Below are 26,094 nucleotides of genomic sequence, written 5' to 3'. Positions count from 1 at the left end.
CGCGCGGATCTCACCCCCACCGCAGTCGCCCACCCGCGCGGCGCCCATCCCATCGCGCCGCACGCCCTTCTCCAACCACGCATTGATGTGCGTTAATTGGGAGCGCTCCCAGCGTGCTCCGTCCCCGGACCCCCGTCAAGCACATCCCCGGAGGCATCCCGATGCAACGACGAAAGGCGGCCGTCCTCGGCCTCGTCACCGCCCTGCTCTCAGCAACCGCCGTAGCCACCGCCACCAGCGCGAACGCGGCCGCCGGCTGCGCCGTCAAGTACACCGTCAGCAGCCAGTGGCCCGGCGGATTCGGCGCGGCCGTGGACGTCACCAATCTCGGCGACCCGGTCTCCTCCTGGTCGCTGGTGTTCACGTTCCCGGCCGGCCAGACGATCACCCAACTGTGGAACGGCACGGTCACCCAGTCCGGATCCACGGTCACCGTCAAGAACGCCGCCTGGAACGGCGCCATCGCCACGAACGGCAAGGCGTCGTTCGGCTTCAACGGCTCGTGGACCGGCAGCAACCCGGTCCCCGCGTCGTTCACCCTCAACGGCGTGACCTGTACCGGAGGCGTCGTGCCCACACCCACCGACGTCTCGGGACCTCCCTCGCCGAGCAGTTCGGCCACCACCAAGAAGAAGATCATGGCGCTCGGCGACTCGATCACCGGCTCCCCCGGATGCTGGCGTGCCCTGCTCTGGCAGCAACTCCCGGCCGCCCAGGTGGACTTCGTCGGCACCCTGCCCGGCGACGGATGCGGCTTCCCCTACGACGGCGAGCACGAGGGCCACGGCGGTTACCTGGTCACCAACGTCGCCAGCCAGAACATGCTGCCGGCCTGGCTCTCCGCCTCCGGCCCGGACGTCGTCCTCATGCACTTCGGCACGAACGACGCCTGGAGCAACCTCTCCACGACCACGATCCTGAACGCCTACACCACCCTGGTCGGGCAGATGCGCGCCTACAAGCCGAACATGAAGATCATCGTCGCGCAGATCATCCCGCTGAACCCGTCCACCTGCACCGACTGCGGCCAGCGCGTGGTCAACCTGAACGCGGCCATCCCGGCCTGGGCGGCCTCACTGAACACCGCCGCGTCGCCGGTCACCGTGGTCGACCAGTGGACCGGCTTCAACACCACCACCGACACCTACGACGGCGTCCACCCCAACGACGCCGGCAACGTCAAGATCGCCGCCCGCTGGCTCCCGGCGGTCCAGGCCGCGATCGCCTGACCCGGTCCCGCCGGCCCGGCGCGTTCGCGACAGGCGATCGCGCCGGCCCGGCGCCTCTCCAGGCCCGGCGCAACTCCAGGCCCGGCGCCCTCTTCGCGGTACGGAGAGGGCGCCGGGCCCACCGGCACTACCGCATGTCCCCGGGCTCGTCCCGCACGTCGGGATCGGAATTCCCGGCTGACCGAAAACGATGGTGCGGAACGTTCCGCACCGCGACGACCGTCTCCCCGTCCGCATCCCGGCAGACGAACCGCGGCCCGTCCGCACCGTCCTCGTAGTCGTGGATCCAGCAGCGGCCCGGTGGCTTGCGGGCCAGCGCGTCACCCCGGGGTGACCTGCTCGTGTATGCCTTGCGGTTGACCGGCCCACCGTCCGCCCGGCCCTGATTCAGCGAAAACGCGTTGTCCACGGCATCCTCCGCCCACCCGGCCGAAATGCTTCGCGGACTCCACCGTGACCCATCCCGAACACACCGGGCAATCGGATCCCCGACCGAAATGGAGCCAACCCGATATCTGGCACAGATCGGCCGATCCCGGCTGGCTGTCAGGGCTGGCTCAGGGCCCGTGAGACAGCGCGGTCAGGCGAAGGACGGGCGCGCCGGGTCGAGGAGCTCGGAGACGTGACCCCGGTTGAGGATCTCGATGAGGGCCTGCGTGCCCTGGCCGGTCTTGACCGCCACCTCGGCCGGGTGCAGCGGGATCACCGCGAGCACGTTGATCTCGGTGCCGTCCGGCGCGACGATCGTGCCCGCCTCCTCCGGCGCCCGCACCATCGGCGTGACGACGACACCGGCGAAGGGCACGCCAGGAGCGTACGGCTCGGCCGGGTCGCCGTTCGGGACCGAGTGCCACTCACCGATCCAGGTGCCGTACTCGTGCGGCAGCCGGGCGATCTCCTTGAGGACCCGGATCGGCCAGTGGACCGCCGGATCCGACAGCGCCTCCTGGTCCAGCGGCCAGTCGGCGGGCAGGCAGAGCATCAGTTCGGCGTACGGGCTGACGCCGTCCGGAACGGCCATCGGCAGCTCGCTCATGCCGGAGGTGATCAGCGTCCGGTACGGCCGGTCCTCGGTCGGCTCCACCAGGTGGACGTGCACGGCCACCAGGTGCGACAGCATCTCGTGGTAGACGAACTCGACCGGCCCGAAGTGCTCGGCGATGTGCTGGTCGATGGCCTCGGCGATCTCCTGCCGCGCGCCCTGCGACGGCACGAAGCCGTCATGCTGAGACTGGTGCCGCAGCACCCCGTCACCCCTGGTCATGGCGGGTGAGCGTACGCCAACCCCAACGACGCGCCGACGTCGGCCGAGCTGTGATGAAAGGCCTGGTCGTCGAGGGGTTTCCGGCATTGGACGGCCGGATGGTCGTCTCCGGGCGGCCTCCGCTCGAATCGGACGTCATAATCATCCGGTGGACAACTGGGAATACGCGCGCCTGGAGTACCGCGCGGCCGGCACCCTCGGCGAGGACCGGTACATGGACTGGACCGCCACCTTCCACCACCCGGGCGGGGTGCTGCGCTGGGGCACCGACGAGCGGTTCGACGACCTGCGCCACCTGAACCGGGCGGGGGCGGCCGGGTGGCAGGCGTACAACCGTGCGGCGATCCATGTGCTGGGCGAGCCGCACCGGCTCAACAGCGTCACCTACTCGATGCGCCGGCCGGTCCCATCGAACCTGGTGGATCCAGGTGCCTAGGGAGACCGGCGTCAAGCTGATCGCGTCGAACAAGAAGGCCCGGCACGACTACGCGATCCTCAGGACGTACGAGGCGGGTCTGGTCCTGGCCGGGACCGAGGTGAAGTCGCTGCGGCTGGGCCGGGCGTCGCTGGTCGACACGTTCGCCCAGGAGCACGAGGGCGAGATCATGCTGTACGGCCTGCACATCGCCGAGTACGGGTTCGGCTCGTGGACCAACCACGCCCCACGGCGGACCCGGAAACTGCTCCTGCACAAGGTCGAGATCGTGAAGATCCTCAACCAGCTGCGCGACGGCTCCGGGCTGACCCTGGTGCCGCTGTCGCTCTACTTCAAGGACGGCTGGGCGAAGATCGAGCTGGGCCTGGCCCGCGGCCTGAAGAGCTACGACAAACGGCAGGTCATGGCCGAGCGGGACGCCAAGAAGGAGATCGCCAAGGAGATGGGCCGGCGGTTGAAGGGCCGCCGGTAGGGTCGACTGGTGGAATTCGGTCTGGACACCTTCGGCGACGTCAACGACCAGCCGTACGCGCAGGTCATCCGGGACGTGGTCGAGCAGGGTGTGCTCGCCGACCGGCTCGGCCTGGACTTCTTCGGGGTGGGCGAGCACCACCGCGACGACTACGCGATCTCGGCTCCGGAGATCGTCCTCGCGGCGATCGCCGCGAGGACCGAGCGGGTCCGGCTGGGCACGGCGGTCACCGTTCTGAGCTCCGATGATCCGGTACGGGTGTTCGAGCGCTTCGCCACGCTGGACGCCGTGGCGAACGGGCGTGCCGAGATCATCCTGGGCCGCGGCTCGTTCACCGAGTCGTTCCCGCTGTTCGGCTACGACCTGGCCGACTACGAGCGGTTGTTCGCCGAGAAGCTGGACCTGATGGCCGAGCTGCTCACCGAGGGCCCGGTCACCTGGGCGGGTTCGATCCGCCCGGCCCTGCGCGCCCAGCAGGTCTACCCGAAGACCGAGTCGGGCCGGATCCGCACCTGGATCGGCGTGGGCGGCAGCCCCGAGTCGGTGGTCCGCGCCGCCCGGTACGGCATGCCGCTCGTCCTGGCGATCATCGGCGGCGCCCCGGCCCGCTTCGCGCCGTACGTCGACCTCTACCACCGGGCGCTCAAGGAGCTGGAGCGGGAGCCGCAGCCGATCGCCGTGCACTGCCCCGGTTTCGTGGCCGCCACCGACGCCGAGGCCGTCGACATCCTGTGGCCGCACGCCCGCCGCAACCTGGACCGCATCGGCCGCGAACGGGGCTGGCCCCCGATCACCCGGGACCGCTTCGAGGCCGACATCACCGAGGGTGCCTGGCACGTCGGTTCCCCGGACACGGTCGCCCAGAAGATCGCCACCACGATCCGCGACCTGGGCATCGACCGCTTCGACCTGAAGTACTCACACGGCCCGCTCCCCCACGAGCACCTGATGACCTGCGTCGAGCTCTACGCCACCGAGGTCGTCCCCCGAGTCCGCGAACTCCTGACGGAGTAGCTCCATTCAGTCGCGGGGACGGCGGCGCAGCAGGGACGCCACTTCGATCGCGAAGGGGAACGGTTCGTCGGAGGTGAGTGTCTGGCCGGGGCCTACGACCTCGGCCGGAGCATAGCGATCGTCGACCAGCCGGTGCAGGTGCAGTTCGACCGAGTCGTCCGGCTGCTCCACGCGCAAATACCACCCGATTCCGGCCGCCGCGTACAACTGGGGCTTCAGGAGGCGGTCTGTACCGGCGTTGCTCGGTGACACCACCTCGACGACGAGCTTGGCCTCGGCCGCCTCCACCGTCGTGCCGAGGTCGTCGGTGTCGGCCACGACGATGTCGGGTTGGAGAATCCGGCCACCGGCCAGCCTCAGATTGACATCCTGCAGCACCAGGAATCCCGATCGTTCGGCTGCGGCGTAGAGCCCCATAGCGAGCAGAAACGCGATGTGCTGGTGTCGTTTGCCCGGCGCGGGACCCACCCACAGGCTCCCATCGATCAGCTCGATTCGATTCGAGGTCTCGCCGAGCGCGAAGTATTCGTCTTCGGTCCACGGCTCCGGGTGCTCCAGCACTGCCAAGCTCATTGCGCCACCTCCGCTTCGCTCCGGCGTCGCCTCATCTCTGGCGGTGTTCGGTCTCCAGCGTGCCATGGCGGGCTGTTCGCGCAGCGGGAGGGTGAGCGGCGATCTCCGCCCGGCGGGGCCTCGCGGGCTCGACCCGGCACCGGGTCGCGGAGGTGGCGGGACGCCGGTGGTGTGGTCGGGGGCGGCGCAGGCCGTACGAAATATGGGGGAAAGGCCTGGTGGCGGTGAGGGTGACCGCGCCGGTGGGGTGTTTGTCATAGAGTCGGGGTGTGACGGAGCGGCTGGACTGGATCGACCCGACTGTGCGCGAATGGGACTGCACGGTGTTGTGGTCCGATCCGGAGGCGGGGATCGTGCTGGACCGGTCGGCGTTCTATCCCGGTGGGGGTGGGCAGCCGCCGGATCACGGGGTGCTGCTCTGGGAGGGTGTGCAGACCCGGATCGTCGACACGCGCAAGGGCGACGAGCAGTATCTGATCCCGGCGCCCGGGGATCCGGTGCCGAAGGCGGGGACGACGGTGCGCGGGGCGATCGACGACGCGCGGCGCGGCAGCCTGATGCGGACGCACTCGGGGCTGCACATTCTGTGCGGGACCGTGTTCCGGGATTTCGGGGCGCTGGTGACCGGTGGGAACATGCAGCCGGGCGAGGCGCGGATGGACTTCAACCTGCCGGAGGTTCCGCCGGGCTTCAAACAGGCGCTGGAGGACGCGGTCAACGCGGAGATCGCGGCGGACCGGAAGATCGTGGCGCGGGTGCTGCCCCGGGCGGAGGCGCTGGAGATTCCGACACTGGTGCGGACGCAGGACGCGCTGCCGCCGCTGGATCATCCGGAGATCCGGGTGATCGACATCATGGGGCTGGACGTGCAGGCCGACGGCGGGACGCATGTGGCGTCGACCGCGCAGGTGGGCCGGGTCGAGGTGGTGAAGGTGGAGAGCAAGGGCCGGCAGAACCGCCGCGTCCGGATCAGGATCGCGGACTAGGTCCTACCGGCCCGTGCCGGTCATCACTTGATGACGTTGGCTTCCTTGCAGGCGTTCTTGTACTTGGCGTTGCACAGCGTGTTCACGTCGACGAAGCCGGACTCGACGACCGACTTCACGTTCTTGATCGTGATGGCCTTCGGCAGCAGCCTCTTGAACGGGATGTAGAGGCCGGACTCCGGGTCCTTGAGCTTGTCGGGGAGGCCCGGCTTGACGCCGTTGAACAGGTTGATCGCCAGCTCGGCGGCGGCGTCCGCCTCCTGCTTCACGTCCTTGTAGACGGTCATGCACTGGTCGCCGGTGAGGATGTTCTGGAGGCCCTGGACGGTGGCGTCCTGCCCGGTGACCGGAACCTTGCCGTTGAGCTTCTTCTCCCGCAGGACCTCGATGGCCGAGTTGCCGAGACCGTCGTTGGCGGCGAGCACCCCACCGATGTTCGGGTACTGCTTGAGCATCAGCGAGAACATCTCGCGGCCCTCGTCGTTGTCCCAGTCCGGCACCCACTGGTCCGGGCCCTTGATCAGCTGGGCCGAGTCGTACTTGGCGCTGAGGACGGTGTCGTAGCCGTTCTTGAAGAGGGTGGCGTTGTTGTCGGTGGGTGAGCCGTTGAGCTCGGCGACCACCGCGTTGGTCACCTTCTTCTGGTCCAGGCAGTTCAGCAGCTCCTTGGCCTGCAGCTGGCCGACGGCCTCGTTGTCGAAGCTCACGTAGTAGTCGGCGGCGCCGTTCAGGGTGAGCCGGTCGTAGTCGATCACCGGGACGCCGCGGGAGTGGGCGTTGTCGATGACGGCCTTGCCGCTGACCGAGTCGAGGTTCACGATCACCAGGACCTTGAAGCCCTTGTCGAGCATGGTCTCGGCGAGACGCTTGAACTGCTCCTTGTCGCCCTCGGCGTTGACGATCGAGTAGTCCTTGACGCCGGCCTTCTTGAAGGCCGCCTCGATGTAGCGGGGGTCGTCCGACTTCCACCGCTGGGAGCTCTTGGTGTCGGGCAGGATCACGCCGATGCCACCCTCGCCGGTCACCTCCTCGCTGCCACCGTTCGTGGTCGTCGAGGTGTTGCCACCCGCCGTCTCAGTGTCACCCCCGTCATCACAAGCCGTGAGCGTGGCCGTGGTCAGCAGGCCGGCGGCGACCAGAGCGAGCAAAGACTTGCGCATGGCTATAGGTGTCCTCTCAGGGTGTCCCGAGCTGCGGTGAGCACTGAACGGTCCGCCAAGTATCGGTCAGAACGCACCGTGATGATCGTCGGGTTGGGGGGCCGGGAAACAAGATTATTCATTTCTGTACGCCGACTGCCAACAATCACTGCGTGTGATGGTGCGATCTCTCCTCGGTACCGGCCGTTAGGCCCCTCGGGGAATAGCCGGTGGGGGGATCACCACACCGGCCGTCAGGGCGGTCTCATCGGCGCGATCCGCCATCAGCGGCTCCCCGGTTCCGGCGACGGCTACGCGACAGACAAAACCAGGACAATACGCCCGTGAGCAGTGCCAGGACCCCGAACTCACGCCACTGGAGAGCCCAGAACCGGTCGGCCGGCACGTGCGTCACCTCGTGCCGCAGACCCTGCTCTCCCAGCCAGGCGAGGCAGGCGCCGTGGGCCGCCGTGAGGCCGCAGCGGGTGGGATCCATCGGCCCGGTGAACTCCTCGCCGCCCGCGGTGAGCACCCGGTTGCCGAGCACCCAGGACCCGGTGACGCCGGGATCCACCAGCACCTCCACGCTGCCGTCCCGTTCGTCGACCGACAGGGACAGCCCACTCTCCGCGGTCAGCTCCAGGGCGGAGACGGTGGTGACCGGGTCGGCCAGCAGCGGGCGCACCGTGACCGGGACGGCCAGTTGCACGGCCGCCACCACGAGCAGCGTCACCGCCATCGCCGGCAGGCTACGGCGCAGCAGCAGACCCAGGAGCACCCCGGTGACCAGGGCCAGCGCCGCGTAGCCGACCGGGACGGCACCGCGGGCCGCGAAGATCACCGGTTCGACCCGGTTCGCGTACGCCCGGTCGATCTCCCCCGCCCAGACGGTCAGCGTCGTGCTGGTCGCCGCGGCCAGCAGGACCACCCCGCCGCCCACGCCGGCCAGTTTGACGGCGAGCCACCGCCGGGCCGGGACGCTCTGGCTCCACACCATGCGGTACGTGCCCGACTCCAGCTCGCGGGCCACCAGCGGCGCGCCCCAGAACGCGCCGGCCAGGGCGGGCAGCAGGAGCAGCAGCGCGGTGCCGGCGTAGTAGACGAGGACCGCGGTCCGCTGCGCCACCAGGGCGGAGAACTCGCCGGCGGCCGCCTCGCAGTCGCCGTGGCAGGCCGCGAAGCCGCTGACCCGGGCGGCGTCGGTGAGGGACGGCCAGGTCAGGGCGACGGCGGTCAGCACCACGAGCAGGAGCGCGGCGGCGGCCAGGGCCTGCGCCCGGGACTGCCGCCAGGTGAGCCAGATCATCGCTGTCCCTCCGTCAGGTACGCCAGGACGATGTCCTCCAGGTCGAGCCGGCCGGCCTGCCACTCCGGGTCGTCGATCGGCGCGGTGCTGCGCACGATCAGCGTCGACTGCACGTCGGTGTGCCGTTCTCCGATCACGACCCGGCCGGCGGAGACCGCGGCCGGATCCCGTCGGCGGCCGGTCAGCCGGTGGTGGGTGGCGAGCAGGTCGTCGACGTCGGCGGCCACCCCCACCCGCGAGCCGCGCAGCACGATCAGGTGGTCGCAGGTGCGCTCCAGGTCGGCGATCAGGTGCGACGACATGATCACGCTGACCTCGGACTCGGCGGCCAGCTCCATCAGCGCCTGGAGGAAGCCGCGCCGTGCGAGCGGGTCGAGCGCGGCCACCGGCTCGTCCAGGATCAGCAGCTCGGGCCGTTTCGCGGCGGCCACCGTGAGGGCGAGCTGGGCGCGCTGGCCCCCGGAGAGGCTGCCCGCCCTCTGCGCCGGGTCCAGGCCGAGGGCGGCGATCCTGCGGTCGGCGTACCCGGAGTCCCAGGACGGGTTGAGGTGGGCGCCGAGGCGCAGGTGCTCGGCGACGGTGAAACCCGGGTAGACCGGGGTGTCCTGGGCCACGAACGCCACCCGCGGGGAGCCGCTGACCGGCCGCTCCCCCAGCACCCGGATGTCGCCGCCGCTCGGGGTGAGCAGGCCGCAGGCGAGCTGGAGCAGGGTGGACTTGCCGGCGCCGTTCGGCCCGACCAGCCCGACGACCCGGCCGGCCGGCACCGTGAGGGTGCAGTCGGACAATGCGGTGCGCCGCCCGTACCGTTTGGTGAGGTTTCGGGTTTCCAGCGCGGCGCTCACGGTCGCGCCTCCTGGGACGCGCGGAACGCGCTGAGGAAGAGGGCCTCGATGCTCTCGTCGTCGAGGCCGGCGGCGCGCGCCCCGGCCAGCCATCGCTCCAGGTCGCGGCGCAGCGGCCGATGGATCTCGGCGTCCCCGGCGAGGGTCCGCGTGACGAACGTGCCGAGCCCGGGCCGCGCTTGGACCAGCCCCTCGTACTCCAGCTCCCGGTACGCCTTGGACACCGTGTTCGGGTTGATGGCGAGCCGGGCCACCACCTCCTTGACGGTGGGCAGCTTGTCGCCCTCGCGCAGGACGCCCAGCCGCAGCGCGTGCCGCACCTGCTGGATGAGCTGCATGTACGGCGACACACCGGACCGGGCGTCCAGATGGAACTCGATCATCCGCAACCTCTATTCCACTAGTTGCCTAGCAGAATAGCTGAAGGCGGATCACCAGTTGACGGCGATGTACTTCGATTCGAGGTACTCGAGCAGACCCTCGTGGCCGCCCTCCCGGCCGATGCCGCTCTGCTTCACCCCGCCGAACGGCGCGGCCGGGTCGCTGACCAGGCCCCGATTGATGCCGACCATGCCGGCCTCGATCGCCTCGCTCACCCGCAGGCCGCGCGCCAGGTCTCTGGTGTAGACGTACGCGACCAGGCCGTACTCGGTGTCGTTGGCCAGCCCGACCGCCTCGTCCTCGCCGGTGAACGTGACGATCGGCGCGACCGGCCCGAAGATCTCCTCCCGCAGGATCGGCGCGTCCGCGGCCACCCCGGTCAACACCGTCGGCGGATAGTAGAAGCCCGGACCGTCCGGTCGGCTGCCCCCGGTGACAGCCGACGCGCCACCGTCCAGGGCGCCCCGGACCAGACTGTCCACCTTGGCCACCGTGTCCTCGTTGACCAGCGGCCCGACCTGCGTCTTCTCGTCCGTGCCCGGGCCCACCACCAGCTCCGACATGCGCAGCGCCAGCCGCCGGGCGAACTCGTCGGCCACCGGCGCCTCGACGAAGAACCGGTTCGCCGCGGTGCACGCCTCCCCGCCGTTGCGCATCTTCGCGATCATCGCGCCCTCGATCGCGGCGTCCAGGTCGGCATCGGCGAACACCACGAACGGGGCGTTCCCGCCCAGCTCCATCGACGTGTTCACGACGTTCTCCGCGGCCTGGGCCAGCAGGATCCGGCCGACCTCGGTGGAACCGGTGAACGACAGCTTGCGCACCCGGGAGTCACGCAGCATGGCCGACACCACCCGGCCCGAACCACGGGACGGCAGCACGTTCACCACACCGTCCGGAACGCCGGCCTCGGCCAGGATCGCGGCCATCGCCAGAGCGGTGAGCGGCGTGTCGCTGGCCGGCTTGAGGATCACCGTGCAGCCGGCGGCCAGCGCCGGGCCGATCTTGCGGGTGGCCATCGCGGCCGGGAAGTTCCACGGCGTCACCAGAACGCACACGCCGACCGGCTGGCGTACCACCAGGATCCGGTTGGCGCCGGACGGCGCCGTCGCGATCGCACCGTCGCCCCGCACCGCCTCCTCGGCGAACCAGCGGAAGAACTCGGCGGCGTACGTCACCTCACCCTTCGCGTCGGTGAGCGCCTTGCCGTTCTCCAGGCTGATCAGCCTCGCCAGGTCCGCGGCGCGTTCGGTGATCAGCTCGAACGCCCTGCGCAGCACCTCCGACCGGACCCGCGGCGGGGTCGCGGCCCAGCCCGGGCCGGCCGCGGCGGCCGCCTCCACCGCGGCGATCGCATCCGCCTCCCCGCCGTCGGCGACCGACGCGATGATGTCACCGGTCGCCGGATCGAGCACGTCGAACCGGCCGCCCGAGGACGCGGGCACCCACTTCCCGGCGATGAACAGATCGGTCTCCACGGGGACTCCTCACACTCACGGTGGTTACGCCCTCAGCATCGTCCGCTCGCACGCGCCGCGCCACGCGAAGCCGGGCACACTGGGGACATGCCCACCATCACGCAGCGCATCCAAGCGTTTCTGAACAGCCCGCGCGGCCGGCAGATCGTCGACAGGGGCCGCCGCGAGCTGGCCAAGCCGGAGAACCAGGCCCGCCTCCGCAACCTGCTGACCCGCCTGCAGAGCCGGGGCCACCGTCGCTGACCGCCATGTGGTGGCGTCTACCAACCGGTAGGGTTCCGGATCATGGCGGCTCTCATCGACGTACCCGCGTTCCGTGACTCGATCCCCTCCGGCATCATCGCGGTCGCCGACCGTCTGACCGCCACCGGCGCCGTCGGCGAGCTGGCGTCCGTCGGCGGCGGCGCGCAGGCCGAGGTGACCGACGACGGCGCGGTGTTCCTGGCCTGGGTGGGTGTCGTCGACCGGGCGTTCACCGGCGAGTGCGACTGCGACGGCCCGGCCGACGACGACGGGTTCTGCGCCCACGCCGTCGCCGTGGCGCTGGCCTCCTTCGACGCCGACGTGCGGTTCGCCGCCGAGGCCGACCCGTACGCCGAGGAGCCGGACCACGTCGTCTACGAGCGGGCCGTCCGGTCGCTCGACCCCGGGCGGCTGGCCGCGCTGGTGGTCGATCACGCGACCCGGGACCGGCTGTTCGCGGCCCGCCTGCTGAGCGCGGCGGGCCTGCTCGAGCACCGTTCCGCGGTCGAGGTGTACGAGGCCGTCCTCCAGGAGGTCGCGGCCGTGACCACAGGATCCCGGTGGGAGATCGCCGACGTGGAGGACGCGGGCCGCCGCCTCATCACCGAGACCGAGATCCTGTGCGCCGGGCCGGCCGGCACGGAGGCGCTGGAGCTGGTCGAGGAGGCCATCGAGATCTGGGACGGGCTCGCCGGGCATCTGGTCGACGCCTGGGACGTACGCCGTCTCGATCCGGAGGACGTCACCGACGCGCTGGCGGAGGCGCGCCGCGACCTGCTGGATCGCTGAGGTCCGTACGGCTGAACGGGTGATCTTCACGGGCCGCGGGTGTGAGGGCGACCGCCCGGGTCTGCGGCAGTCTGGTGCTGGTGGAGAACGAGCAGCTTGACGGGCTGGCCCGCCGGCGGGTGCTGAGCCTGCTGTCCTTGACCGTGCCGGCCGTGGCCCTGTCCGGCGCCGTCGCGGGCGGCGCCGAGGCGGCCGCCGCCCGGGGCGGCGCGGTCCCCTTCCGGAAGGGCAAGGCGCTGCTCGGCTCGTATCTGTCGTTGCGCGGGCGGACCCTCACCGAGAGTCTGGCGCTGCGCCGACAGCAGCTCGGCCGGGAGCAGCGGATCGTGCACCGGTACTACCCGTGGTCCGGGTACGCGCCGCTCGCCGAGCCGGAGGTCCCCGCGGGCGCGGTCCTGATGATCTCCTGGGACGGCACCACCCACCAGCGGATCACCAGCGGCAAGTCCGACAAGGACATCGCCCTGATGGCGAACCGGCTGGCCGGCATGAAACGGCCGATCATGCTGCGCTGGGCCTGGGAGATGAACGGCAACTGGTTCGCCTGGGACGGCGCCCACAACGGGAAGAAGCCGTCCGGCTACATCAAGTCGTGGCGGCGCATCCACCGCATCTTCCGGGACGAGGGCGCGACGAATGTGGCCTGGGTGTGGGCGCCGAACTGGAACTCCGGCCCGGACGTCTCGTGGAACCGGTTCGAGAACTACTACCCGGGCGACGCCTACGTCGACTGGGTGGGCGTCTCCGGCTACAACTTCTCCAAGGAGTCGCCGCGGACGCTGTTCAGCCCGATCGTGTCGGCCTACGGCAAGCGCAAGCCGATCGTGCTGGCCGAGACGGCGGCGATCGGCCACGGCAAGGGCACCAAGGCCCCGTGGATCCGGAAGCTCTCCGCCTACGTGAAGGAGACCCCGTCGGTCGGTGCGGTCGTCTGGTTCGACACCGACCGGCAGAAGGGGACGTCCCGCAACTTCCGGCCGGACAGCGACGCCGAGGCGCTGGCCGCCTACCGCAGGATGGTGCGCTCCACCCGCTTCTCCGGCTGATTCCGACAGCGATAGATCGGGATCACTAAGATGATGGCCCATGGAGGGCGAAGGGTCGGCGGGACGGTCCGGGTGGTGGTGGCTCGGGCTGCTCAGCGCCGGCAACGGCCTGGCCGCCGCGCTGATCGGCACGACGTTGCCGTGGGCGTACCTGGAGGTGCCGCCGCTGGGTGACGGGATCCGGCGGTACGTGATGCTCGGCGATCTGTGGCCGCTCGGCGCGACCCGGGCCGTGCTGGTGGTGATCGTCGCCTCGGCCGCCACCGTGGTCTGTTTCGGCTCGCGGCGGCCGCTGGCCGTTCCGCTGCGCTGGGGGACGGTCTTCCTGCTGGAGGGGGCCGCCGTCCTGGCCGTGTTCCTGACCGTCCACACCACCGCGAACCGGTTCGTCGTGGCGTACAACACGACGGACCACGTCCCGCGACAGCTGGCGGTCGGCGAGGTCACGCCCGCGGTGGGCGGCCTGCTCTTCATCGGCGGCCTGGTGCTGGCCCTGCTCGGCCTCCTCGCCGCCGGCCGCGGGCTCCCGGTGGCGGCGCCGGTCGCGTTCCGGGTGAGTCTCGGGGCCGCGCTGATCGGCGCGGTGCTCGCCGTCGCCCTGTCGTGGCATCACGTGGCCCCGTCCGCGATCGGGCTGTTCGTTCTGGACCCGCTGGCGCCGGCCCCGGCGGACGTGGACCGGTGGGCCACCCTGTACCGGGTGGGCCTGGCCGGATGCCTGGCCCTGATGGCGCCCGCGCTGCTGGCGCCACGGGTGGCGCACTGGGCCGGGACGGCCGGGATCACGCTGGCCGGAGCGGTGTTCGCGATCCTGGCGGCCGGCTACTACGTGCTGCGCTGGGACGCCGCCCGGATCACGGCCCCGTCGGTCCGCGCCACCGCCACGGTGGCGGCGGACAGCGGCTACCTGCTGGCGGCGTGCTCGATGCTGGCGTTCGGCGCGGCGTTCGCCCTGCTGCCCGGCCCGTCGAGGAGCGCCGCATGAGCCGGGCGCGGCGCAGGCAGCGGGATCGGCGAGCGGCCCCGCCGGCCCCGGCGGAGACGACCGCGCCGGAGGCCACCGGCTGGACCCGGCTGTCTCGGTGGACCAAGACCTGGGTGGCGCTGGTGGCGACCACCGCGATCGCCACGGTGGTGCCGGGCGTCATCCCGTACCTCTCGGACCGGGTGCTCGACCTGGCCGGCGCGGACGTGGTCACCGTGCGGGCCGACTTCGGCGTGTCCGAAAAAGGCCTCTTCCTCGCGGCCGCGGAGGCCGTGGCCACCGAGCCGGCCGACCCGGGGAAGGACCCACGTTTCGTCCCGGCGGGGCGCTCCCGCACCAAGGTGATCCTGGAGGGCAAGCGCTCCTCGGCGGTGACGATCCTCGACGTACGCGTGGAGGTCGCCGAGCGGAAGGAGATCCGCACCGGGACCGTCTACGCGATCGGCGCGCAGGGCGAGGGCGACGGCACCGAGCTGGTGCTGAACCTGGACGCCCCGATCCCGGCCGTGGCCACCCCGGACGGCGGCCCGTACTTCGCGGCCAAGCACATCTCGCTGACCCGCAACGAGATCTGGGTGATCAGCATCCTGAACACCGCGACCCGCCACGAGCACGCCTGGCGTCTGTACCTGCGAATCCGCTACCGGGGCGCCGAACGGGAGCTGACGGTTCCGGGAACGTTCCGGATGACCGCTTTCGCGCCGCGCGGCGAGGACTACCGGCTCCAGTACGAGTGGGGCGACGACGACGTGATCGTCCGCCGGGACTGCGCCGCCGACCGGGCTGCCTGCGCGAAGCTGTCCATGCCCGGGCCGGGGTAGCTCAGCTCAACTCGCGGATCACGGCCGCCAGATCGGGCGGTTCGAGGCGGCCGGGCAGCGTGTGCAGGTCGGCGGGGTGGACCCACCGATGTCCCTGGAGTTCGCTCTGCTCGTACGAAAGCAGGTTCTCTCTGGTCACGGACGGCCGTGCGGTGCCGAAGAAGGCCGGGAAGAACTGTTCGGGGCCCACGAAGTGGGTCCCCTTCCACCAGGTGTCGCGCGGCACGTCGATGCACCGCTCCCGGACCGCGGACGGGTCGAGCCCGGTCTCCTCGGCCAGTTCGCGCCGGGCGGCCCGCAGCGGCGTCTCGCCCGGGTCGATGCCTCCGCCGGGCGGCTCCCAGAGGCGGTCGCCGGTGACCGGATCCTCCCAGTGCAGGAGCAGGACGCGCCCGTCGGCGTCGAAACAGATCACTCGTGCAGCCGGGCGGTGAACGGATGCCATGCCCGCAGCCTAAGCTGCGACGAGTGGCCAAGTACTTCGACGTGCACCCGGACAATCCGCAGCAGCGCAGCATCCATCAGATCGCCGACCTGATCCGCGGCGACGCTCTGATCGCCTATCCGACGGACTCGTGCTTCGCGCTGGGGTGCCGGATGGGCAGCAAGGAGGCGCTGGACCGGATCCGGGCGATCCGTCATCTCGACGATCGGCACCATTTCACCCTGATGTGTCACGACTTCGCCCAGCTGGGCCATTTCGTGACGATCAACAACGCGCTGTTCCGGGCGGTGAAGGCGTCGACCCCGGGGCCGTTCACGTTCATCCTCCCGGCCACCAAGGAGGTTCCCCGGCGTCTGCTGCACCCCAAGAAGAAGACCGTGGGGGTACGGATCACCGGTCACGTCACGGCGCAGGCGATCCTGGCCGAACTGGGCGAGCCGCTGGTCTCCAGCACGCTGCTGCTGCCCGGCGAGACCGAGCCGATGACGCACGGCTGGCAGATCAAGGAGGAACTGGACCACGCCCTGGACGCGGTGGTCGACTCCGGCGACTGCGGCACCGAGCCGACCACGGTGATCGACCTGTCCGGCGGCGCCCCGGAGATCCTGCGGGTGGGCGCCGGGGATCCGTACCGGTTCACGAGCGAGGTTTGATCCGCACCGGAGGTGACGGGTCAGTCCCCGAACAGGTTCAGCGGCACGGCCGCGGCCAGCGCCGCGGTGCCCTCGTCGTTCGGGTGCAGCCCGTCCCCGGAGTCGTAGCGGGGGTTCAGCCGCCACGGATCGTTGGGGTCGCGCAGCGCCGCGTCGAAGTCGATCACCGCGTCGTACTCGCCACTGCCCCGGATCCACGCGTTGAGTTCCGTTCGGACCCGCTGGTTGGGCTGCCTGTCGTAGCGGTCCGAGGCGCCGGCGAAGGGCAGCAGGGTGCCGCCGATCACCCGCAGCCCGGCCGCGTGGGACCGCAGGATCAACTCCCGGTGCCCGGCGATCATCTCGCCGGCGGTCCGGGCCGGCTTGTTGGCCAGGTCGTTCACGCCGATCAGGACGATCACGTGGCCCACCCCCGGGTGGGTGAGCACGTCGCGGTCGAAGCGCCGGAGCGCGGCCGCGCCGATGTACGCCTTCTTGTCCGCGCTGCCGGTCGGGTCCTCGTAGCCGAACAGCAGCCGGTTGCCGCTGAGCCCGACGTTGAGCACCCCGCGGGGCAGCCCTTCGACGCGCAGCCGGGCGGCCAGCAGGTCGGGCCAGCGGTGATTGGCGTTGTCGGTGGTCTCGGTGCCGCAGGTGATCGAGTCACCGAGGGTGACGATCGCGGACGCCGCCCGGACCGCGCGGACGCTCAGCCCGGTCACCCACAGGTACCGGGTGATGGTCCGGCCGGGGCCCGGCTCGGGCCGTGCGGTGGCGTCGCCCGCGACGATCAGGTTCTCCTGCTTCGACCGGGGGCTGATCGTGCCGGCCCGGACGCGTTCCGGCAGGTAGAGGCTGACCACCACGTCGGAGCCGGCCCCGATGACGAGGTCGGTGGGGTCGCTGACCAGCACCTGCCCGGGAGCCAGGACGGGGGCCGGCGAGCCGTTGAAGGTGAGCGGCCGGTCACTGCCCGGGACGGTGGCGCTGGATCCCAGGCCACCGGTACGCACCCCGATCCGGGCGGCGCCGATGCGCACCGGTTCGGCGCCGTACTCGTTCGACAGGGTGAGCTGTGGAAGGTCGCCGCCGATGCTGGTGTGCAGGACCTGCCGTACGGTCTGGTCCTCGAGCGTGAGAACCTTCTTCACCGGAACCGCGGTGGGGGCGGCCGCCCAGGTGCCGACCCGCGGGGGCTCACGTTCCAGGGTGGCGCGCTGCCCGGCGGCGCCGGGCGTGGCCACGACGAGCGTGGCACCGCCACCGGCCAGCAGCAGGCCCCGGCGGGTGAGCGCGCGGCCGACCGCGGGCCGGCCGGCTGGACCGGGTGGTTCTTCTTGACCCGATCGACGTGAAATAGAGCTTTTATTCTTAATGCGGGTAAGGTACGGATATCGTCCGTAGCTCGTCAAGCTACCTCCCGATGTACGGCGCCCCCGGCGGCGCGACCTCCATCACACTGCCGGGGGAACCGTCACCGGGGTGTCACCCCGTGGTGCAGGTTAGGTTCTGCAGCTGTGTCGCGGCTGTGCCGGACGCCAGGAACCCGAAGGTGACGGAACCGTTCGCTGGGACGCTCGCGTTCCAGCTCTCGTTGGTCACCGACACCAGCGATCCGCTGCTGGTGGCCTTCCCACTCCACAGCTGGGCGAGTTTCTGGTCGCCCGGGAACGTCCAGGAGACGTTCCAGCCGTTCACCGCCGTCGCGCCGGCGTGCACCATGACCTGACCCTGGAAGCCACCGCTCCACGCCGAGACCACGTTGTACATGCCGGAGCAGCCGCCGGTTCCGCCGCCCGGCGTGCTGGGCGACACCGAGACGCTCGGCGACGGGCTGGCCGGGGTGCTCGGGGACGGGCTGGTGGTGCCCCCGCTACCGATCCCGGTGACCTCGCCGTTACCGCCGTCGAAGACCACGTCCGAGCAGCCGTAGAAGGTCTCCGTGCTGTCCGAGCGCGACCACACCGAGTAGATCAGGTGCCGGCCGGTCTTCCCCGCGGGAAGGTTCCCGTTCCAGTAGTAGTGGCCGTCGTCGGTGCCCGGCCCGCCGTTGGCCGGCGGGTTGGTCACCTGGTCGAACGGCGTCGGCTCGAGGTCGCTCCAGGCGAGCGGCTTGGTCGGGTCGTAGCCGTCCTTGGTGATGTAGAGGTAGAACGTGCCCGGGTGCTTCGCCCAGTCGTTGTACTTGAACTGGATGTTCGCCCCGGCCGTCAGGTGCGTCGTCGGCCAGTCGGTGCGGGCCAGGTTGAACCCGGTGAAGTTGTACGGCCCACCCGTCCCGCCGCTGCACAACTGGCCGTCCGGGAGGAACCCGCTGACCCGCCCGGCCCCGTCGGACCGGAGCACGGCGAACCAGTTGTACAGCGCGTTGACCCCGCTCTGCGCCACCGCCGCGGCGCAGGCCGCGTTCTTCGGCTCGATGGCGCCGGTGGTCGGGTTACGGCCGTCCTGGTAGCAGAACCAGGTACGGCTGCCGGGCACCTGGATGGCGCCGTGGGCCTGGGCCGGGCTGCTGGGCAGGGCCAGGAGCCCGGCCGCGGCGGCGAACAGGGCCACCGCGGCCAATCGAAGGATTCTCACATCGTCACCCCTGGGGGAAGAGGCGGGCGTACTCGGCGTAGCCGGTGGCGACGTCGACCTGCGCCCAGAACCGGTGGTAGTTGAACGTCGGCGCGGCGCCGCCGTTCAGGTAGGCCTGGACCTTGGGGAAGTCCGGGTCGCTGCGGTAGAAGCTGCGGATGTCCAGGAACGAGACACCCGGCTGGATCACGTCGCCGTTCGGCATCTTCCCGGTCCAGCCCTGCGGGATGTAGATGCCCTGACCGGTGGAGGCGTTGTAGACGTCGTCGAACCGGTTGTAGTCGGCACGGGTCTCGGTCACCGAGACGCCCTTGCCGTCCTTGTGCGTCCAGATCGCGTCGAGCAGGTTCTTCGCCGCCGTCTTCGCCGCCGCGTTGCCGGACTTGGCGGCGTAGAAGGTGAGCAGCTTCGCGAACGAGCCCGCGACACCCAGGTCGGTGCCCTTGGTCTTGACCGTGACGTGCAGGCCGGTGTTGGCCGCCGGGCTCGACGGGTTCCACGTGGCCGGCGCGCCGGACCAGGTCAGGTCGGACGGGATCTCGAAGCTGGTGGCGGTGATGGTGGAGTTCGCCAGCGCCCAGGTGACCCACTTGTCGAGGATCGTCTTGGCCTTGGCGTCACCGGTCGTGTAGTAGTACTCGGCCAGCCGCTCCAGCGACCAGGCCTGCATGCCGAACCACTGGTTGGACGGCGGGTCGGAGTAGACCGGGGCCTCCACGTAGGCCAGGCCGTAGAAGGTCGGCGTGCCGGTCGGCCGCGCCGAGTAGTTGCCGTTCCAGCTGTTCGTCGCGCCGCCGGCGATGGCGCCCTCGGACGACTGGAGCCACTGGTAGAACTCCAGCTGGCGGGTCAGGCTGGCCTGCCAGTCGGCCTTCGCGGTCGGCGACTTCGGGTTGAAGGCGCTGACGTTGGACATGATGTAGGCGGCCATCGGGTTCTGGTAGCCGAAGTGGCTGGTGCTGGAACCGATGCGCCACGCCCAGCCGGCGCTGGTGTCGTAGGCCCCGCCCCAGGCGTAGTACCACGACATCAGGTTGCTGGAGGCGTTCTTGCCGGTGCCCGCGGCACACGAGGTGGACGCGCAGCCGGGCTGCTTGAAGTACTTGTCGTAGAACGAGTACCGCAGGTAGTCGCCCATCTTGGCGGCGTTCGCGACGGTCGTCGAGATCTGCGACTGCTTGCCCTGCTCGGTGGCCCACTGCAGCGCCCAGTAGGCGACCTGCACGGCACGGGCGTCGGCGTCCGGCGCGTTGGTGTACTTCCACTGCTTGGCGTAGGACGCGTCCTTGGTGAACAGGTCCAGGTAGCCGTTCGGGCCGCCGTGCTTGAACGTGTCGCAGGACGGCTGCGGCACGGTCTCCCAGGTCGACTCCTGCGTGCCACGCTGGAAGGTGTTGATGTACGCGACCCGGGTGGTGCCGTCACCGCAGTGGCCGAAGCCGTAGGTGTTGTCGACGTCCAGCAGCCAGTGCATGCCGTAGATGTCGTCGGTGCCGTACGCGCTCTTCAGCTCGGCGGCCAGCGGGTCGGTGCCGACCGAGACGCCGGTGTCGAGCTGGGACGGGTACTGCGACGGCAGCGGGTACTCGGCCGCGTACGTCGCCGGCTTGGACGCGTTGTAGTTCGCGTTCGTCGGCTGGTCGGCGTGCGACGGGATGATGTACTTCTCCATCGTGGTCCAGGCGCTGTTGAACGGCGCCCAGTCGCCGGTGATCCGCGAGTTCGCGGCCTCCAGCCACAGCCAGTAGGAGAACGCCTCACTGGTGGTCTCGTGACCGTGGTCGGGCGCCTCGTCGATCAGCGTCTCGATCGAGTGGTAGGGCACGCCCTCCGGGCTGAAGTAGCCGTTCGCCGGGTTCTTCAGGTCGTTGTAGAGCTGCGTGAACCTGGTGTCGACCGAACCGGGCTCGGTGACCGTGACACCCAGCTGGGCCGACGTGTAGCCGGTCGAGCTGGCGGTGATCGTCGCGGTGGAACCGGCCGTCGCCGTGCTGGCGGCCGAGACGGTGACCGCCTGGCCGGTGCTCCAGTTCGACGTGGTGAAGGTCAGCGTCGCCGGGGCCACGGTGACCGCGGTGGAACCCGCGGAACGGGCCACGGCCACGGTGACGCTCGCGGTCGGCGCCTTGCTCAGCGCGAGCTTGAACGAACCACTGGCGCCCGGGTTGATCGCCAGCGAGGTGGCGTCGGCGACGATCGCCGGGGTGGTCGCCGCGTCGACGAAGACCGGCACGTCGGCGGTGCTGCTCTTGGTGCCGGCGTTGTCGTACGCGATCGCCTGGAGGTGGTAGGCCGCGGTCTGCGCCGGCACCCCGTCCCAGGTGTACGCGTACGGCGAGGTCGTGTCGGTGCCCAGCAACAGGCCGTCGTGGTAGAACTCGACCTTGCTGATGGTCTGCCCGCTGGCCGCCGTGGCGGTCGCCGCGATCGGGATGGACGCGGGCGCGGTGTAGCGGGTGTTGGCGGCCGGGCTGCTGATCGCCACGGTCGGCGCGTTCGCCGCCTGGTTGCAGGCGGTGCCGTTGAGGGTGAACGCGGTCGGCACCGGGTTGGCCGAGCCGAAGGTGCCGTTGAAGCCGGTGCCCACGGTGCCGTTGGTGGCGATCGAGCCGTTCCAGGCGGCGTTGTTGACGGTGACGTGCTGACCGGACTGGCTGTAGACGCCGTTCCAGCCCTGCACCGCCTTCTGGGCCGCGTCCGGGAAGTCGAACTCGAGCTTCCAGCTGGTCAGCGGGTCACCGGTGTTCTTGATCTGGATGTCGCCGGTGAACCCGCCGGTCCACTGGCTCTGCACCTTGTACACGACGGTGCAGCCGGCCGCGGCATAGGCCGGGGCGCCGGCCGCGAGGACCGCTCCGGCGCCGAGAACGGCGACGCCGGAGAGGGCCAGCCTGCGTCGCAGGCGGTCTCTGAATGGACTCACGGGGGATGTTCCTCTCCGCCGGGGCCCGGGCGGCCCGTAGACCGCCCGGGATCCGGCCTACGGGGTGGTGGAACAGCTGATCGGGGACGGAACGGGGTTGGTGGTGCCGGTGTTGCTGCCGAGGAATCCGAACGTGGTGGACGCCCCGGACGTGAGGGTGCCGTTGTATCCGGCGTTCACGACGGTGACCGCGGCGCCGGACTGGGTGGCGGTGCCGCCCCAGCTCTGCGTGACGGTCTGCCCGGCCGTGTAGGTCCAGCCGACCTTCCACCCGGTGGTGGAGGCCGTACCGGTGTTCTTGACGGTCACCTCGCCCTGGAAGCCGCCGCCCCACTGCCCGGTCACCTTGTAGGTGGCGGTGCAGCCGGTGGAGGTGCTGGGTGAGGTGGAGGGCGACACCGACACGGACGGCGAGACCGACACGGACGGGGACACCGAGACCGAGACCGACGGGGACGGTGACGCCGAGGAGGCCGACGTCGACGGGGTCGGCGAGGTCGGCCCGCCCTGCCGGTCGGCGTAGAGGATGCCGCGGCCGTTGGTGCCCAGGTAGACCCGGCCGTAGACGCGCGGGTCACCGGCCAGGGCGTCGCCGGCGTTGCCGTACTGGTGCTTGTCGTCGTTGATCCGGACCCAGTAGGCGCCGGTGTTGTCGGACCGGAACACGCCCTTCACGCCGTCGACCGTGCCGACCAGGTAGACCGCCGGGGCGGTGGCGCCCGGAGCGGCCTTGCCGAAGGCCACGTTGATCCCCTCCGACACGCCACCGCCGATCGTGGTGAACGTCTGGCCGGAGTTGGTGGAGCGCAGCAGCCCGGTCTTGCCGGCCAGCCACACCTCACCGGCGGCGCCCGGCACGGCCTTCAGGTTGACCCGGCCCTCGGTCGGCATGGCGGCCGCCGAGGCGGTGAAGGTGGCCCCGCCGTCGGTGGACGTGTAGAACTTGCCCGCGGCGTACCCGTAGAAGGTCTTGGGGTTGACCCGGTCGCTCTCCACCTTCGCCCCGGCCGGGATGCCGGTCGACGCGGTCCACGAGCTGCCCCGGGTGGTGGAGTAGTACACGCCGGTGCCGGCCGGGGACCAGACCACCGCGTTGGCGTCGGCGCCGACCGCGACGGTGCCGCCGCCGGTCACGCCGGACGGCTCCTGGCCCTGGTACCAGTTCTTGCCGCCGTCGTTGGAGATGCCGATGTGCGGGGCGGCCGAGGCGTTGCCGACCCGGACGAAGAACTGCGGGTTGAGCTCGGCGAAGTCCAGGCCGGTGTTGCTGCCCAGCGCCGGGCTGTCGTGGAAGCTCGCCTGCACGGTGTCGAGGTCGGCGTGGTAGAAGCCGCCGACGTCGTAGAGGGCGCTGACCAGCGGCGCCCCGGTCGGCGGGCTGGCCAGGTCCTGGACCGCGGTCTCCTCGATGCCCTTGGCGAACGGCTTGATCGAGAAGGTGGTGTTGGAGTCCCAGTTGGTGAGCTGGGTGGTGCCGTAGAGGGTGGCGCCGGTGCCGTAGAGCAGCCGGTTGGAGTCGAACGGGTCGATCGCCAGGCTCTCGTTCATCCAGCCGAGCTTCGGGGTGCTCTCCGGAGGCTGCGGATTGCTGTTGAAGTCCAGCCACGGGTTGGCCGAGATGTCCATGGTGTAACGCTTCGTCTGACTCGGGTAGCCGTTCCAGTCCCAGATCCGGGTCCAGGTGGCGCCGTAGTCGGTGGACCGGAAGAAGATCGCGTCCGGCCACCAGGAGGTCTGGGTGGCGACCATGAGCGTGCCGGGCTTCTGCTTGTCGACGGTGAGCCCGGAGTAGCCGTAGTAGCGGTCGGCCACCGGGGTCGGCGAGATGTCGGTCCAGACGCCGGTGGTGGTGTCCAGCCGGGCGACCTGGCCGGCCGTCCCGTCGTACGGGCCGCCGGTGTCACTGGTGGCGATGAACAGGTAGTTGCCCTGCACCACGCCCTTGTGCGCGAGGTAGCCGGTGGGCTGCCCGGCGATCCGCGACCAGGTGGCGCCGGAGTCGGTGGACCGGTAGACCGGGTTCTCCTTGTCGGCCACGCCCACGTAGACGTTGGTCGACGCCGGGTCGAAGGTGACCCACGTCAGCCCCTGGTTCTGGCTCAGGTAGCCGTTCGTGTCGGACGGGTCGGCCACGTAGTTGCCCACGTTCGGGAAGTTGGACACCTTCGCCCAGGTGGCCCCGTAGTCGGTGCTGCGCCAGAGCCCGTTTCCACCCTCGGCGGCGAAATAGACGTTCCGGTTGTTCCGCGGGTCCACGGCGAGGCGCTCGCCCATGCCACGGCCGGGCATGTTGCCGCCGACCTTGAACGGCAGGGCGGTCCGCTGCCAGGTGTTTCCCTTGTCGGTGGAGCGCAGGATGGCGCCGTTGTTGGGGTCCCAGCTGTTGGTGTACATGCCGACGGCCGCGTAGACCCGGGCGGTGTCGACCGGGTCCGGGGCGATGCTGAGTACGCCGTTGTGTCCCCAGTCGTCCTGACCGACCCAGTCGAGCAGCGGGGTCCAGCTCTGGGTGGACTGGGTCCAGCGGTAGGCGCCGCCGATGTCGGTGCGCGCGTAGATGAGGTCCTTCTCGCCCGGGTTGAAGACGATGCCGGGGATGAAACCACCGCCGTCGATCCGGACGTTTTTCCAGGTGTAGGGCTCGGCGGGGGCGGCCGAGGCTATGTTCGGGCCTGACGCGACAGCGACGGCGGTCGCTGCCGTCACGAGGGCGGCGACGATCGCGCCGCCGGGGGACCTTCGCATGGGGGACGACCCTTCCATTGAAGCATGTAAGTGGGAGCGCTCCCAGCAGCGTCGGTCTCCGTCATCTTCCTGTCAAGAGCCGGAAACTTTCCGCATCCTTCGCAGCACTCCGGGTTCAACTGCCGATGAGGAGGGAACCCGGCTCGCTGGAAGGCCACATTCAGTGACAAAAAGTGAGCCAAAAGGCTGTGTATCATTCGGCGGAACACGCAGGTCGGTGCCATCGGCGGCATCGGCCGGCCGGCTCCGACAGAGGCCGGTGAGCCACGCCCCCGATACGTGGTGTAACCGCGGGCCGGCATAGCGGTGGAGGAGATTGCATGAAGGTTTGCGTTGTCGGTACCGGCTATGTCGGCCTCACCACGGGCGTCAGCCTGGCCTTCCTCGGCCATGACGTCACCTGTGTCGACCTCGACCAGGCCAAGGTCGACATGCTGCGCGGTGGCAAGTGCCCGATCTACGAGCCCGGGATGGAGGATCTGCTCGCCGAGGCGGCGCAGAACCTCACGTTCACGACGTCGTACGAGGAGGCCGTCCCCGGCGCGGACGTGGTCTTCGTGGCGGTGCAGACCCCGTCGGCCCCGGACGGCAGCCCGGATCTGCGTTACCTGCGCGGCGCGGCGGAGAGCGTGGCGCACGCTCTCGACCACGACTTCACCGTGGTGGTCAACAAGTCCACGGTCCCGATCGGCAGCGGCAACTGGGTGGACGCCATCCTGCGTGACTCGTTCGCCACCCGGGAGGACCGGCCGGAGGGCGCCGAGTTCGCGGTCGCGTCGAACCCGGAGTTCCTGCGTGAGGGCAACGCCATCGCCGACACCCTGTACCCGGACCGGATCGTCATCGGCTCGGACAACCCGCGCAGCCTCGAGGTGCTCAACCGCCTCTACCGGCCGATCATCAACCAGACGTTCACGCCGCCGACCTTCATGCCCCGGCCGGAGGACGCCAACGCGGTCCCGCTGGTCTCCACCGACCTGGCCTCCGCCGAGCTGATCAAGTACGCGGCCAACGCGTTCCTGGCCCTCAAGATCAGCTACGCCAACGAGATCGGCCAGCTGGCCGCCAAGGTCGGCGCCGACATCACCGAGGTCGCCCGCGGCATGGGGCTGGACCAGCGGATCGGCTCCCGGTTCCTCCAGCCCGGCGTGGGCTGGGGCGGCTCCTGCTTCGGCAAGGACACCAAGGCCCTGATCGCCACCGCGTCCGAGTACAACCTCGAGATGCCGATCGTGAAGGCGGCCCGCGACGTCAACAGCCGGCAGCGGGCCATCGCCGTCGAGCGGCTCCAGGACGAGCTGCGCATCCTGAAGGGCCGCAAGATCGGCCTGCTCGGGCTGGCGTTCAAGCCGAACACCGACGACCTGCGCGACGCGCCGGCGCTGGACATCGCGAACTCGCTGCTGGCCCGGGGCGCCCGGGTGAAGCTGCACGACCCGGTGGCGGCCGAGCGGTTCCGCGCCGAGCAGCCGGAGCTGGCGCCGTACCTGAGCGCCACGATCGACGACCTGTTCGCCGACTGCGACGCGGTTGTGCTGGTCACCGAGTGGGCGCAGTACCTGGAGCTGGACTGGTCGAAGTTCATCGGCCTGATGCGCAACCCGGTGGTGCTCGACGGCCGTCATGTCCTGGACCCGGAGCGGATGCGCCGGATCGGCTACAAGTACCTCGCAGTCGCCCGCTAGAACGCTGATCGCCGGAACCGCCGCATCCCTCGCCGAGGGGTGCGGCGGTTCCTTTTTGCGACAGTGGACCCGTATCG

General features: G+C 70.4%; 25 protein-coding genes. 12 read left to right on the top strand and 13 right to left on the bottom strand.

Going from position 1 to position 26,094, the window contains the following annotated elements; translation table 11 throughout:
- Window positions 1-161: 161 nt before the first annotated feature.
- The gene (locus tag BJ964_RS24815) at window positions 162-1,229 is read left to right on the top strand and encodes a cellulose binding domain-containing protein (RefSeq protein WP_188122923.1); all 1,068 of its coding nucleotides are present in this window, start codon (window positions 162-164) and stop codon (window positions 1,227-1,229) included.
- A gap of 127 nt (window positions 1,230-1,356) precedes the next feature.
- Here BJ964_RS24815 and BJ964_RS24810 read toward each other — a convergent pair whose 3' ends face one another.
- On the bottom strand, window positions 1,357-1,638 hold the full coding sequence (locus BJ964_RS24810) for a hypothetical protein (RefSeq protein ID WP_188122922.1): 282 nt from the start codon (window positions 1,636-1,638) through the stop codon (window positions 1,357-1,359).
- 171 nt (window positions 1,639-1,809) lie between these two features.
- The gene (locus tag BJ964_RS24805; RefSeq protein ID WP_188122921.1) at window positions 1,810-2,493 is read right to left on the bottom strand and encodes a suppressor of fused domain protein; all 684 of its coding nucleotides are present in this window, start codon (window positions 2,491-2,493) and stop codon (window positions 1,810-1,812) included.
- Window positions 2,494-2,641: 148 nt separating this feature from the next.
- Here BJ964_RS24805 and BJ964_RS24800 point away from each other — a divergent pair, with 148 nt between their 5' ends.
- From BJ964_RS24800 to BJ964_RS24790, 3 genes are read left to right on the top strand one after another with little or no spacing between them, the layout of a single operon-like run.
- A complete protein-coding gene (locus BJ964_RS24800) occupies window positions 2,642-2,929 on the top strand; it encodes a hypothetical protein (RefSeq protein WP_188122920.1) in 288 nt (95 codons plus the stop codon).
- The gene (smpB, locus tag BJ964_RS24795) at window positions 2,922-3,401 is read left to right on the top strand and encodes an SsrA-binding protein SmpB (protein ID WP_188122919.1); all 480 of its coding nucleotides are present in this window, start codon (window positions 2,922-2,924) and stop codon (window positions 3,399-3,401) included. Before BJ964_RS24800 ends, smpB begins: the two co-directional genes overlap by 8 nt.
- Window positions 3,402-3,407: 6 nt before the next feature.
- Window positions 3,408-4,415 carry an LLM class flavin-dependent oxidoreductase gene (locus BJ964_RS24790; protein ID WP_188127135.1) on the top strand — a complete coding sequence of 336 codons (1,008 nt, stop codon included), beginning with the start codon at window positions 3,408-3,410 and terminating at the stop codon, window positions 4,413-4,415.
- A gap of 6 nt (window positions 4,416-4,421) precedes the next feature.
- Here the strand turns inward: BJ964_RS24790 and BJ964_RS24785 are convergent, their stop codons facing one another.
- Window positions 4,422-4,988, bottom strand: a complete 567-nt coding sequence (locus BJ964_RS24785) for a Uma2 family endonuclease (protein ID WP_188127134.1) — start codon at window positions 4,986-4,988, stop codon at window positions 4,422-4,424.
- Window positions 4,989-5,257: 269 nt separating this feature from the next.
- Between BJ964_RS24785 and BJ964_RS24780 the strand changes: the two genes are divergently transcribed.
- Window positions 5,258-5,974 (top strand): alanyl-tRNA editing protein, encoded by a 717-nt coding sequence (locus BJ964_RS24780; protein ID WP_188122918.1) that lies wholly within the window; start codon window positions 5,258-5,260, stop codon window positions 5,972-5,974.
- Window positions 5,975-5,997: 23 nt separating this feature from the next.
- Here the strand turns inward: BJ964_RS24780 and BJ964_RS24775 are convergent, their stop codons facing one another.
- The 5 genes from BJ964_RS24775 to BJ964_RS24755 all read right to left on the bottom strand — a co-directional run bounded on the left by BJ964_RS24775 (window position 5,998) and on the right by BJ964_RS24755 (window position 11,123).
- On the bottom strand, window positions 5,998-7,134 hold the full coding sequence (locus tag BJ964_RS24775) for a sugar ABC transporter substrate-binding protein (protein WP_188122917.1): 1,137 nt from the start codon (window positions 7,132-7,134) through the stop codon (window positions 5,998-6,000).
- A 244-nt stretch (window positions 7,135-7,378) separates the two neighbouring features.
- Window positions 7,379-8,419 (bottom strand): hypothetical protein, encoded by a 1,041-nt coding sequence (locus tag BJ964_RS24770; protein WP_188122916.1) that lies wholly within the window; start codon window positions 8,417-8,419, stop codon window positions 7,379-7,381.
- Window positions 8,416-9,264: an ABC transporter ATP-binding protein gene (locus BJ964_RS24765; RefSeq protein WP_188122915.1), complete on the bottom strand. Its 849-nt coding sequence runs from the start codon at window positions 9,262-9,264 to the stop codon at window positions 8,416-8,418. Before BJ964_RS24765 ends, BJ964_RS24770 begins: the two co-directional genes overlap by 4 nt.
- Window positions 9,261-9,647 carry a GntR family transcriptional regulator gene (locus BJ964_RS24760; protein ID WP_188122914.1) on the bottom strand — a complete coding sequence of 129 codons (387 nt, stop codon included), beginning with the start codon at window positions 9,645-9,647 and terminating at the stop codon, window positions 9,261-9,263. Before BJ964_RS24760 ends, BJ964_RS24765 begins: the two co-directional genes overlap by 4 nt.
- A gap of 48 nt (window positions 9,648-9,695) precedes the next feature.
- On the bottom strand, window positions 9,696-11,123 hold the full coding sequence (locus BJ964_RS24755) for an NAD-dependent succinate-semialdehyde dehydrogenase (RefSeq protein ID WP_188122913.1): 1,428 nt from the start codon (window positions 11,121-11,123) through the stop codon (window positions 9,696-9,698).
- 87 nt (window positions 11,124-11,210) lie between these two features.
- On the opposite strand from BJ964_RS24755, the gene BJ964_RS24750 reads away from it, so the two are divergent.
- From BJ964_RS24750 to BJ964_RS24730, 5 genes are read left to right on the top strand one after another with little or no spacing between them, the layout of a single operon-like run.
- Window positions 11,211-11,366: a hypothetical protein gene (locus BJ964_RS24750; protein WP_188122912.1), complete on the top strand. Its 156-nt coding sequence runs from the start codon at window positions 11,211-11,213 to the stop codon at window positions 11,364-11,366.
- A gap of 42 nt (window positions 11,367-11,408) precedes the next feature.
- The gene (locus BJ964_RS24745; protein WP_188122911.1) at window positions 11,409-12,155 is read left to right on the top strand and encodes a hypothetical protein; all 747 of its coding nucleotides are present in this window, start codon (window positions 11,409-11,411) and stop codon (window positions 12,153-12,155) included.
- A 41-nt stretch (window positions 12,156-12,196) separates the two neighbouring features.
- Entirely contained in the window at window positions 12,197-13,201 is a 1,005-nt protein-coding gene (locus BJ964_RS49175) for a glycoside hydrolase family 26 protein (RefSeq protein ID WP_188122910.1), read from the top strand.
- 40 nt (window positions 13,202-13,241) lie between these two features.
- Window positions 13,242-14,186, top strand: a complete 945-nt coding sequence (locus BJ964_RS24735; RefSeq protein ID WP_188122909.1) for a hypothetical protein — start codon at window positions 13,242-13,244, stop codon at window positions 14,184-14,186.
- Window positions 14,183-15,007 carry a hypothetical protein gene (locus tag BJ964_RS24730; protein WP_188122908.1) on the top strand — a complete coding sequence of 275 codons (825 nt, stop codon included), beginning with the start codon at window positions 14,183-14,185 and terminating at the stop codon, window positions 15,005-15,007. Before BJ964_RS24735 ends, BJ964_RS24730 begins: the two co-directional genes overlap by 4 nt.
- Before the next feature lies 1 nt (window position 15,008).
- On the opposite strand, the gene BJ964_RS24725 is transcribed toward BJ964_RS24730, so the two are convergent.
- A complete protein-coding gene (locus BJ964_RS24725) occupies window positions 15,009-15,452 on the bottom strand; it encodes an NUDIX hydrolase (RefSeq protein ID WP_188122907.1) in 444 nt (147 codons plus the stop codon).
- 23 nt (window positions 15,453-15,475) lie between these two features.
- On the opposite strand from BJ964_RS24725, the gene BJ964_RS24720 reads away from it, so the two are divergent.
- Entirely contained in the window at window positions 15,476-16,105 is a 630-nt protein-coding gene (locus tag BJ964_RS24720) for an L-threonylcarbamoyladenylate synthase (protein WP_188122906.1), read from the top strand.
- 20 nt (window positions 16,106-16,125) lie between these two features.
- Here BJ964_RS24720 and BJ964_RS24715 read toward each other — a convergent pair whose 3' ends face one another.
- The 4 genes from BJ964_RS24715 to BJ964_RS24700 form a co-directional block, all read right to left on the bottom strand.
- The gene (locus BJ964_RS24715) at window positions 16,126-17,328 is read right to left on the bottom strand and encodes an SGNH/GDSL hydrolase family protein (protein ID WP_229806870.1); all 1,203 of its coding nucleotides are present in this window, start codon (window positions 17,326-17,328) and stop codon (window positions 16,126-16,128) included.
- A 241-nt stretch (window positions 17,329-17,569) separates the two neighbouring features.
- Window positions 17,570-18,664: a lytic polysaccharide monooxygenase auxiliary activity family 9 protein gene (locus BJ964_RS24710; RefSeq protein ID WP_188122905.1), complete on the bottom strand. Its 1,095-nt coding sequence runs from the start codon at window positions 18,662-18,664 to the stop codon at window positions 17,570-17,572.
- Window positions 18,665-18,668: 4 nt separating this feature from the next.
- Window positions 18,669-21,587 carry a glycoside hydrolase family 48 protein gene (locus BJ964_RS24705; RefSeq protein ID WP_229806871.1) on the bottom strand — a complete coding sequence of 973 codons (2,919 nt, stop codon included), beginning with the start codon at window positions 21,585-21,587 and terminating at the stop codon, window positions 18,669-18,671.
- 57 nt (window positions 21,588-21,644) lie between these two features.
- A complete protein-coding gene (locus BJ964_RS24700; RefSeq protein ID WP_188122904.1) occupies window positions 21,645-24,332 on the bottom strand; it encodes a cellulose binding domain-containing protein in 2,688 nt (895 codons plus the stop codon).
- 320 nt (window positions 24,333-24,652) lie between these two features.
- Here BJ964_RS24700 and BJ964_RS24695 point away from each other — a divergent pair, with 320 nt between their 5' ends.
- Complete coding sequence (locus tag BJ964_RS24695; protein WP_188122903.1) at window positions 24,653-26,017, top strand: UDP-glucose dehydrogenase family protein; 1,365 nt, start codon at window positions 24,653-24,655, stop codon at window positions 26,015-26,017.
- Window positions 26,018-26,094 lie beyond the last annotated feature (77 nt).

This window comes from Actinoplanes lobatus (assembly GCF_014205215.1).
GTDB lineage: Bacteria > Actinomycetota > Actinomycetes > Mycobacteriales > Micromonosporaceae > Actinoplanes > Actinoplanes lobatus.
The sequence above is the reverse complement of the archived record's forward strand: the minus strand, read 5'-3'. Positions and strand labels throughout refer to the sequence as shown.